The sequence below is a fragment of the Nitrobacter sp. 62-13 genome, assembly GCF_001896955.1.
Lineage (GTDB): Bacteria > Pseudomonadota > Alphaproteobacteria > Rhizobiales > Xanthobacteraceae > Nitrobacter.
On sequence record NZ_MKRN01000175.1, the window covers coordinates 29,419 to 39,264 of the forward strand.

Sequence of the window (9,846 nt, forward strand, 5' to 3'; positions counted from 1 at the left end):
GCTCATGAACGTTCCCTCCCTGAATCTTCCCACAGCCGGGCGATCACCCCTCAGCCCCGCAGGAACCCTCCGAAGCTCTCCGCGTTGTCGAGGCTCAACGCAAAGGAGAGGATCCATGAGTTCCACGACGGACAAGATCAAGGGCACCGCCAATGAAGCGATGGGAAAGATAAAGCAGAGCACCGGCGAAGCTGTAGGCTCCGACAAGATGCGGGGCGAAGGCGCGATTCAGGAAATGAAGGGCAAGGGCCAGAAAGCGCTCGGCGATGCCAAGGAGGCGGTGAAGGATTCCGCCAACAAGGCGGCAGACGCGGTAAATAAAAAACTTTGACCTGGACTAATCCAGTTCAACAAAAGACCGGCCCCGGAGCCGGTCTTTTTTGTGCAACCCGCTATCCCCGCATCCTGTAATGCAAGGTTTCGCGACCCGGCGCGGACTGATAAACCCGCGTCATGCTCAAGGTCGCCGCTCTATATCAATTTACTTCGCTGCCGGATTTTCGCGAGCTGCGTGAACCCTTGCACGCGCTTTGCGCTGGACTGTCCGTCAAGGGTTCGATCCTGCTTGCCGAAGAAGGCATCAACGGCACTGTCGCCGGCCTGCCCGACGCCATCGATGCGCTGGCGGCGGAACTGCAATCGGGTCCGTTGTTCGACGGCCGGCTCGACAATCTCGAACTGAAATTCTCACAGGCATCGGTGATGCCGTTCGCGCGGCTCAAGGTCCGGCTGAAGAGAGAAATTGTGACGCTCGGCGATCCCGCCACGGATCCGACCCGCGCGGTCGGCATCTATGTCGCACCGAAGGACTGGAACCACCTGATCGCCGCGCCGGGCACGCTTCTTATCGATACCCGCAATGCCTTCGAAGTGGCGATGGGCAGCTTCGAAGGCGCGATCGATCCGCAACTCGCGCGGTTCGGCGAGTTCAAGGATTTCGTCGCACAGAAGCTCGATCCGCACCGCCATCGCCGGATCGCGATGTTCTGCACCGGTGGCATTCGCTGCGAAAAGGCGAGCTCCTATCTGTTGTCGCGCGGTTTTGAAGAAGTCTATCATCTCAAGGGCGGCATCCTGAAATACCTCGAAGCCGTCCCCGAAAGTCAAAGCCGCTGGCAGGGCGAATGCTTCGTGTTCGACGATCGAATAGCGCTCGGCCACGGGCTGAAAGAATCGAGGCGCACGGGTCGGCTCATGGACGGAGAGGCCGGCGATGACTGACAGGACCCTGGCCGACCGCGTTGAGGCGCTGGAGATGCGCCTGACCTATCAGGACGAGACCATCGAGACGCTGAACCAGACCGTCACCGCACAGTGGAAGCAGATCGATGCGCTGTCGCGGCAGGTCGCCGAGCTGAGCGAGCGCGTGCGGGAGGCCGAAGCCGCGCGTCCCGCCCCCGCCAACGAGCCGCCGCCGCATTATTGAGAGCGGCGTTTCCGCCGGCGTCCCCGCCGCCGTTGATCGGCAACCGTTATCGGCTTATCACGGGCGTGCGTGATAAACGGCGTTGCACGCTTTATCGCCACGCCGCTACAACCAGTGTGGCGATTCAGGGGTTCGCATCGCATCAAAGGGATCGAGACACTGGGCGACACATTGCCGGAAAGGATCGCATGACCGCGGAAGTCTCGATTGGGGACGGCGAGGCCGCCCGGCTGACGCCGCATCCGCTGAGGACCGCCATCCTGGGCGAACTGCATGCGCGGCCTTTCACGGCGCTGTCCGTTCCTGCCCGCATCCTGCATTTCGCGTTTGAGACGGCCGGCGAGCGGGCCCAGGCCGACCGCGACCATCTGGCGGCGTTCTGTTCGGCGCGCGGCCTGCCGGTGCCGACCTTCGCCGAACGGCACTATCGAGTCGCGTTCGGCACCACCGTGCTGCGATGGGAGCAGCATTCCGAATTCACCACCTATACCTGGGAGCTGCCCTCCCAACCTGACGGAATTCCGTTTCACCCGTCGGCTGCGGCGCTCGCCGCTCCAATGCAGCTCGTCCCGCAACCGGGTCCGCTTCTTGTCGCCATCGACATGCATGTGCTCGCCGACGGACCCGCCGTCCAGCCGCCGGAGCGGCTGTTCGACCGGAACAGTCTCGCGCTTGCCGAAAACAGCGACGGCGCGGCGATCTACGCCACCGACTTCCAGCCCGACCCGTCCGGCTTCGTGCGAATTCTGATCGTCGACCGCAAACTCAATCCGGATCGCGCCGGCGCGCTGGCGCAACGCGTGATCGAAATCGAGACTTATCGCACTCTCGCTCTGCTCGGCCTGCCCGAAGCGCAGCGACTCGCGCCGTCGATCAGCACCGTCGAGCAACGGCTCGCCGAGGTGACCGATAAGATGCGCAACAACGGCAACCTTGCCGACAACCGGCACCTGCTTGACGAACTGACGGCACTGGCCGCGGAAGTCGAGGCCGGCGCTGCGGCGAGCGTATTCCGCTTCGGCGCCAGCCGGGCCTATTACGAGATCGTGCAGCAGCGGCTGACGACGATCGGCGAGCGCAAGGTGGCCGGACTACCGACGTGGACGTCGTTCCTGGCACGGCGAATGGCGCCGGCGATGCGGACCTGCGTGACGACCGAGGCGCGTCAGGAGAGCCTGTCGCTCAAGCTGTCGCGCACGGCGAACCTGCTGCGCACGCGCGTCGACGTCGAACTCGAGCAGCAAAACCAGGAACTGCTCAAATCGATGAACGCCCGCACGCGGATGCAGCTCCGGCTGCAGACCACCGTCGAAGGGCTATCGGTCGCGGCCATCACTTATTATGTGGTGAGCCTGTTCGGCTATATCGCCAAGGCGCTCCACGAGTCCGGGCTGATTCCGGTCGAGCCGGGATATCTGACCGCCGCCTTCATTCCGGTGGCCGCCCTGTCGATCTGGTCGGTGGTGCGCAGCATCCGCCACAAACATATCGGCCGCAACGACTGACCCCTTATTGAAAGCGCGGCAAACACCCAACGATTTCGTTTCCCGAAATTCGCTCTTACGTTGCGCGGCCGTCAAGCATGCCCGTCAGGCGCTGGCGGATGATGCGCTCGGCATCTCCCATGATGCGGTCGATCAGCTCCTTGCAGCTCGGCACATCGTGGATCAGGCCCACCGTCATGCCGCAGCTCCAGGCGCCGGCATCCATGTCGCCCTCGATCATCACCTTGGGATAGACGCCGGCGACCTCCTCGATGATGTCGCCGATCTTGAGGTCCGCGCCTTTCTCCCGTTCGATCTCCATCAGCCTCTCGACCTTGCGGTTGTTGAGCACGCGCTCGGTGTTGCGCAGCGCGCGCATGATCAGCCGGGTATCGAGTTCGGAGGCCGCGACCAGCGCCTTCTTGACGTTGTCATGCACTGGCGCCTCTTTGGTCGCGATGAAACGCGTACCCATGTTCATGCCTGACGCGCCCAGCGCCAGCGCGGCGACGAGGCTGCGCGCGTCGGCCATGCCGCCGGAGGCCACGAACGGAATCCCGAGTTCGTCGGCGGCGCGCGGCAGCAGGATCATGTTCGGCATGTCGTCCTCGCCGGGATGACCGCCGCACTCGAAGCCGTCGACGCTGACCGCATCGCAACCGATCTGTTCCGCTTTCAGCGCATGCCGCACTGCGGTGCATTTGTGGATCACCTTGATGCCGGCGGCCTTGAGCGCAGGCATGTATTGTTCGGGGTTGCGGCCCGCCGTCTCGACGATTCCAATGCCGCCCTCCACGATTGCCTGAATATATTCGGGATATGGCGGCGCAGTGAATGTGGGCAGAAACGTCAGGTTCACGCCGAACGGTCTGTCGGTCATGTCGCGGCAGCGCGCGATCTCCTTCGCCAGCAGTTCCGGCGTCTTCTGCGTCAACCCGGTGATGATGCCCAGACCGCCCGCATTCGAGACCGCGGACGCGAGTTCGGCGAAGCCGACGTAATGCATGCCGCCCTGGATGATCGGATGCCGGATGCCGAACAATTCGGTAATGGCCGTTTTCACGGAAAACCCCCCATTCGCTCAGGTGACAGCGAGCCGGCAAGCTCCCATTCCGCAATGGGCGGGGCAAGATCGATCGGCGGCCACACGTCAGGTTAATCACCCGCCAAACCCTGCTTGGCGCCTTGTCCCGGCTGCCTTGACATACCGCTTCAGGTCGGTTTCACTCGTAAAATTATGCCATTCTGTCGCTATTTACTGCAGAATGAAGCAGCGTGCGCTGCGGAGGGACTGCGGCGCCGCTTCGAAATGCACCTGCGGTTTCTCCGCGCCGGAAACGGTGCTTCGGAGATTGAATGACACCGCTGACGGATGCCATCGAGTAGATCATGACAAACCCTGAAAAGGAAACGACGGAGCGACATCAGCATGCTCCCCGGATTTCCGCTGAGCGTGCAGAACCCGGCCTTGGACAGATCGGACTCATCACTCACGAGGACGGCCTCGTCAGGGATTCTCTGATCGCCGAATGCGCCGCGGCGCTGGCCGCGCGGGGATATCGCCTGGGCGGCGTCGTTCAGTCCAATCCGCACCGGGAAGGCCGGCGCCGCTGCGATATGTATGTGAAGGATCTGCTGGGCGGCGGCGAGGTCAAGATCTCGCTGGATCGCGGTAACGAAGCAAGGGGTTGCCGCCTCGATCAGGACGCGTTCGCGCGCATCGATGCCTGGATCGAGCGCGCGGTGCTCGAGCATGTCGACCTGGTCGTCATCAACAAGTTCGGCAAGGAAGAGGCACAAGGCCGGGGGCTGCGATCGGTCATCGCCGAGGCCCTGATCGCCGAAATTCCGCTCATCATCGGCGTCTCCGAACACAACCTCGATGACTTTCTGGCATTCGCCGGAGAGGCGGCCAACCGCCTGAAACCCGATGTCGAAGCCATAACCGCATGGTGCCGTAACGCGATCGAACGCCGGGCTCGGTGCGAGCCCGGGTTGCCGTCCATGGAAGCATGAGTGATACGCAAAAAGCTGCTGGCTGGAGGGGCTGGAAAAGGCTAATCTCCAGCATACTTTCGGCAGATAAGGTGAAGGGCTGCGAGTACCTGTATATGCGCGGTCCTACCCCCTCATGCCGCCCCCGGCTTGCGCTTATGGCTCCAACAGCTCCCACCCGAACAGCGAGTTCCTTGTTCTCCGGCGCAAACACGTGAAGCGACGCGATGGACGATAAAGAGATTCTCCAGAATGCAACTCGGAGCGCAGCTCAAGCGGGCATGATTACGCTCGTGTTTGAGAATTTTACCGCTCAACTCATCAGGTACGTTCTCAGCGGGCACCTTCTTGATGATAGTTCCCTGATGATGCTCCGCGACAACTGCATCCGCGACCTGAAGAACTCCACCATGACGGGAATGTCTTTGGAGGAAGAGGCCGAAATCTTCAGGCAGGCCGTCGAAAACGCAGAGAAATTGCTCGACGCAGCGATAACGAGAGGACGGGACTTGTAGCCTCAACGGTCAAGAGTCGGCGCGCTCGGACAGCCTGCGTCGGCAAGACCTGTTGCCCTCCGTTGCACGGCATTTCTCATTCTCCGGACCGGCCGCACGTTGACGCAATGATTTCGGGCCCGTACAGCAGGCGGACGACCGCTATGCCATGAGCTCTGCGAGAGGCCTTGCGCAGGGACGTTTGGATAGCAAGTCGGCCGACTTGCGCGCCCCGGCGAGCAATGGGACACGGGTTAACCGAGAGCGGCGACCGCCCTTGACAACCCCCTTTACACCGGCTTCCCAACAGGTGGCCGGAGCAAGACGAGAGTTTCCAGGTCGAACCTAAAACCGAGAGTTAAGAGAATGAAGTAGCCCGTGAAATAGTGCTTGACTTGGAAAGCTCCTAGAAGTCTTGCTCGGCGCTTACCCGTGTTACGGTTTGCATGCCCAAGCTGCACCGTTTCGCGGCACTCTAACCAGAGAACCAGAGACTTCAGTCAATTCGCGATCTCCATGACAGCCCCGGTTGCAGGCTGTGTAGGTGATCGGACTTGAACACTCTGGCAGGCGCCGCGTTTGCACGACGCATGTTTAAGCCGTCGTTTGAATGCGACCATGGGAGGACCTTCGCGAGGGCTCCTATCAAGGGCCTTTCGTGCCGACCGTGCAGCGTCAACGTGGATTCGACCTTGGCATCTCCTGGTTGATGACATGACTAAGCTGCCGGATTTGTCCAAGTCCATGATGATGCTATAGAATTAGTTATTCAGTGAGGTCCCCTACGATGTCGCAATCGCGTCCGGTATCCGTTAGCAGCACGATCGAGGACATGCAGGCCGAGCGCAGCGCGCTCGAAGCCTTTGCCGATGATCGCGCTCGCGACTTCGTCGGCAGGCAGTCCGTCATCGCTCGCGTCACCGATCTCTGCGCCTCTCCTGCGAAAGCCCTTTCTCCGACGCGCGAAGGCCCGCCCTGGGGCATCTGCATTATCGGCGATCCGGGCTCGGGCAAGAGCGCGCTGTTCGGCGAACTTCTCCGCCGCACCAAGGAGACCGACGCTTTTGTGCTGGCGCACGCCGCCGGCGCCACCCCGCGAGCCTCGTCGATCGACGCCATGTTGCGCCGCTGGATCAGGGAACTCGGCGACGCGCTCGCGGTCGGCGACGTCGATCTCGCCGCGAATATCGAACCCGAGATTGTCGAGAGGGCTTTCGCCTCGCTGCTCGCGCGGATGTCATCGCAGCGCCGCGTCGTTATTCTGATCGACGCGATCGACCAGTTCAACAAGACCGCGCGCGGAAAGTTCACGAGCTGGCTGCCGCGGCCGTGGCCGATCAATGTGCGCCTCGTTGCAACCGCCATTGCCGGCGGCGCTTCCAAGGCGCTGGCCGAGCGTTCGGGCGTGGAATCGTTGACTCTGCCGCCGCTGGACGCGGCCGAGGCGCGTGGCATCGCCGATGCTCTGATCAAGCGCTATCGAAGCAAAATCTCGCCGCAAGTGATCGATGCGCTGCTCGAGAAGAAACATGCAAGCGCCCCCGCCTTTGGCAATCCGTTGTGGCTGGTGCTCGCCATCGAGGAGCTCGAGTTGCTCGACACCGAGCATTTCGCCGATATGCAGCGCGAATATTCCGGCGATCCTAAGGAACGGCTGCAGAATGCGATGATGGACAGCGTCGGGAGCATGCCGACGGATATCCTGCGCCTCTACCGCGCAACGTTCGACAGCGCTTCAGCAACGTTGGGCGTCCCTCTTGCGTCGGCGTTCGTCGGCCTGATTTCCGCAAGCCGCTCGGGATGGCGGGATAGCGACATTCATCAATTATTGCCGCAGGTCAGCGGCGAACCCTGGGACGAGAAGCGTTTCGCCGCGCTGTGCCGCATATTCCGCGGCCAGATTCACCAGCATGGCACGCTTGCGCAGTGGAGTTTCAACCATCCCCAGGCGCAGGCCGCCGCCCGCTCGCGCCTGGCGGGACTGCGTCTCTCCAACGCCCAACTGCATCTGCTGATTGCGGACTACCTTCTGACCCTGACGCCGAACGATCCTCTGCGCGCGTCTGAAACCATGGTGCACCTGCTGGCGAGCAAGGACGCCGCACGTGCCGCCCGATACTATGGCGATTCATCGTTGAGCAAGGCGGAACTGCAAGGCGCCACGCGCGCGCTTGCCGATGCCGTGATTTCGCCGGCTGCCGGTACTCCGACAGCCGCCGCGCAAGAGATCAGCCGTTTGCTTGACAGCCCTGACAGTTCTGTCCGCGCGCATGTTGCCGAGCGCTTCCTTTTCAATCTCGACGAAGCGATCGAACGGCACGTCTCTCCCGATGGCCGCCTGCTCATCTTGAATGCGATCGGAGGAGCGTTCGAGCAGTTGCTTCGCACCGATGCCGACAATGCAGGCTGGCAGCGCAGCCTGTCGGTTGTGCGCGACCGCGTCGGCGACGTGCTGGTGGCGCAGGGCAAGCTTCCCGAAGCGCTGAAATCATATCGCGACGGGCTCGCGATCAGGGAACGGCTTGCGAACGCCGATTCCGAAAACGCCGAGCGGCAGCGCGATCTGTCGCTGTCGCACGAGAAGATCGGCGACGTGCTCGCGGTGCAGGGCAAGCTTCCGGACGCGCTGGAATCTTTTCGCAACCAACGCACGATCGCCGAACGGGTGGCGAAGGCGAACCCCGATAATGCCGAGTTGCAGGTCGGCCTATCGCTGTCGCACGAGAAGGTCGGCGAAGCGTTGATGGCGCAGGGCAAGCTGGACGAGGCACTCGAAGCCTTCCGCAGCCAGCTCGAGATCACAGAGCAGTTGGCCCGCGCCGCCGACACCGATGACAACGACTGGCAGCGGGATCGAACGCTGTCCTACGATCGCGTCGGTGAGGTGCTGATGGCGCAGGGCAAACTGCCCGAGGCGCTGGAGGTGCTGCGCGGCGGCCTTACGATCAAGGAGCGGCTGGCGAAGGCGCATCCCGACAACACCGGCTGGCAGCGCAGTCTGCTGCTCTCTCATGATCGTATCGGCGACGCACTGGTGGCGCAGGGCAAGCTGGCCGACGCATTGACAGCTTTCCGCTCAGGACTTGAGATCGCCCAGCAGCTCTCGCGCGCCGAGCCCGACAACGCCGGCTGGCTGCGAGACCTGTCGGTGTCCCACGCCAAGATCGGCGACGTGCATGTCGCGCAGAGCAGCCTGCCCGACGCGTTGAAATCCTTCCACGAAGGGCTGACGATCAGGCAGCGGCTGGCAACCGCCGATCCCGATAATTCCGACTGGCAACGCGGTCTGGCGGTGTCCTACGACCGTATCGGCGACGTACTGCTGGCCCAGGAAAAAATGGCGGACGCGCTGCAAGCCTTTCGCGACCAGCTCGCAATTGCCGAACGGCTGGCGCAATCCAACCCCGGCAACACTGGCTGGCAGCGAGATCTGTCGGTGTCCCACGAGAAGGTCGGCGACGTGCTGGTGGCGCAGAGCAGTCTGCCCGAAGCGTTGGAGTCGTTCCGCAACGCGCTTGCGATCAGAGAGCGGCTGGCGCGCAACGACCCCGGCAACCCCAATTGGCAGCGCAGCCTTTCGGTGTCGCACGATTGCATCGGCGACGTGCTGGAGGCACAGGGCGACGTGGACGAGGCGCTGAAATCCTACCGGAGCGCGCTTGCAATCAGAGAACGGCTGGCGCAAAGCGACCCCAGCAACATCGTCTGGCAGCGCGATCTGACGGTGTCCTACGCTCGTATCGGCGAAGCGCTGGAAGCGCAGGGAAAGCCGGACGAGGCACTGAAATCCTTCAACGAAGAGCGCGCGATTCTCGAACGGCTGTCGCTCGCCGATCCAGGCAACCTCGACTTGCAGCGCAGCGTTGCTGTGAGCCAAGGACATCTTGCCGAGATGTATCGCCGATCCAACGATCACGACAATGCGCTGGCCGCGCTGCGGCACGGGCAAGCCGCCATGGAGAGCGTTGTCAGGCGTGCGCCGGACAATGCCGGTTGGAAAAAAGATCTCGACTGGTTCAACGAGCAGATCGAGGCCTTCACGGAGTAGTCCGTCCGCTCCTTTGAATGATGAATAGCGGCAGCGACGCGCTTTTTAAGCGTCGCTTGCGATCGGCTGCGCGCGTATGACTGGCCGATCGCCCCTCCCCGCGCGCCTGTCACCCCCCTTATGAAATCTGCGAGAGCGGCACGGGACGTACCGTTGCACGATATGCAGATGTCTGATATGCATTTGCGTGATAACGGGGCCGCCTGAAGGGCGGTGATCGGGAAAAATCAACAGGGGGGAACGCGATGGCCGATTATGCGAACGCCAGCGTTGTAATCGAAACAGTGCCGCCGGCGGAAATGGGGGCCGCGCTTGCCGCGGATGCCGCCAAGAAGGCCAAGTTCGGTACCATACATCTTCTCATCCGCGGTTTTCTATGCACGCCCTTCCTCGCCTACG

The 9,846-nt window shown here is 62.4% G+C and carries 8 protein-coding genes; 7 read left to right on the forward strand and 1 reads right to left on the reverse strand.

The window, feature by feature from the left end:
- The first annotated feature begins 115 nt into the window (after positions 1-115).
- The 4 genes from BGN91_RS12195 to BGN91_RS12210 all read left to right on the forward strand — a co-directional run bounded on the left by BGN91_RS12195 (position 116) and on the right by BGN91_RS12210 (position 2,931).
- Positions 116-331, forward strand: coding sequence for a CsbD family protein (locus tag BGN91_RS12195; RefSeq protein WP_292613503.1), 216 nt, complete (start codon positions 116-118; stop codon positions 329-331).
- Between the two features lie 122 nt (positions 332-453).
- Entirely contained in the window at positions 454-1,221 is a 768-nt protein-coding gene (locus BGN91_RS12200) for a rhodanese-related sulfurtransferase (protein WP_292613505.1), read from the forward strand.
- Complete coding sequence (locus tag BGN91_RS12205) at positions 1,214-1,426, forward strand: SlyX family protein (protein WP_292613508.1); 213 nt, start codon at positions 1,214-1,216, stop codon at positions 1,424-1,426. Before BGN91_RS12200 ends, BGN91_RS12205 begins: the two co-directional genes overlap by 8 nt.
- Positions 1,427-1,614: 188 nt before the next feature.
- Entirely contained in the window at positions 1,615-2,931 is a 1,317-nt protein-coding gene (locus tag BGN91_RS12210; RefSeq protein WP_292613510.1) for a DUF3422 domain-containing protein, read from the forward strand.
- Positions 2,932-2,986: 55 nt separating this feature from the next.
- Here the strand turns inward: BGN91_RS12210 and BGN91_RS12215 are convergent, their stop codons facing one another.
- Positions 2,987-3,973 (reverse strand): nitronate monooxygenase family protein, encoded by a 987-nt coding sequence (locus BGN91_RS12215; protein WP_292613512.1) that lies wholly within the window; start codon positions 3,971-3,973, stop codon positions 2,987-2,989.
- 326 nt (positions 3,974-4,299) lie between these two features.
- On the opposite strand from BGN91_RS12215, the gene BGN91_RS12220 reads away from it, so the two are divergent.
- The 3 genes from BGN91_RS12220 to BGN91_RS12230 all read left to right on the forward strand — a co-directional run bounded on the left by BGN91_RS12220 (position 4,300) and on the right by BGN91_RS12230 (position 9,447).
- A complete protein-coding gene (locus tag BGN91_RS12220; RefSeq protein ID WP_292613514.1) occupies positions 4,300-4,926 on the forward strand; it encodes a DUF2478 domain-containing protein in 627 nt (208 codons plus the stop codon).
- Between the two features lie 206 nt (positions 4,927-5,132).
- A complete protein-coding gene (locus BGN91_RS12225; RefSeq protein WP_292613516.1) occupies positions 5,133-5,420 on the forward strand; it encodes a hypothetical protein in 288 nt (95 codons plus the stop codon).
- Positions 5,421-6,186: 766 nt separating this feature from the next.
- Complete coding sequence (locus tag BGN91_RS12230; RefSeq protein WP_292613517.1) at positions 6,187-9,447, forward strand: ATP-binding protein; 3,261 nt, start codon at positions 6,187-6,189, stop codon at positions 9,445-9,447.
- The last annotated feature ends 399 nt before the right edge of the window (positions 9,448-9,846 follow it).

Coding starts and splice junctions, on each gene's coding strand:
- BGN91_RS12195 (WP_292613503.1), top strand. CDS start 116: ATGAGTTCCACGACGGACAAGATCAAGGGCACCGCCAATGAAGCGATG.
- BGN91_RS12200 (WP_292613505.1), top strand. CDS start 454: ATGCTCAAGGTCGCCGCTCTATATCAATTTACTTCGCTGCCGGATTTT.
- BGN91_RS12205 (WP_292613508.1), top strand. CDS start 1,214: ATGACTGACAGGACCCTGGCCGACCGCGTTGAGGCGCTGGAGATGCGC.
- BGN91_RS12210 (WP_292613510.1), top strand. CDS start 1,615: ATGACCGCGGAAGTCTCGATTGGGGACGGCGAGGCCGCCCGGCTGACG.
- BGN91_RS12220 (WP_292613514.1), top strand. CDS start 4,300: ATGACAAACCCTGAAAAGGAAACGACGGAGCGACATCAGCATGCTCCC.
- BGN91_RS12225 (WP_292613516.1), top strand. CDS start 5,133: ATGGACGATAAAGAGATTCTCCAGAATGCAACTCGGAGCGCAGCTCAA.
- BGN91_RS12230 (WP_292613517.1), top strand. CDS start 6,187: ATGTCGCAATCGCGTCCGGTATCCGTTAGCAGCACGATCGAGGACATG.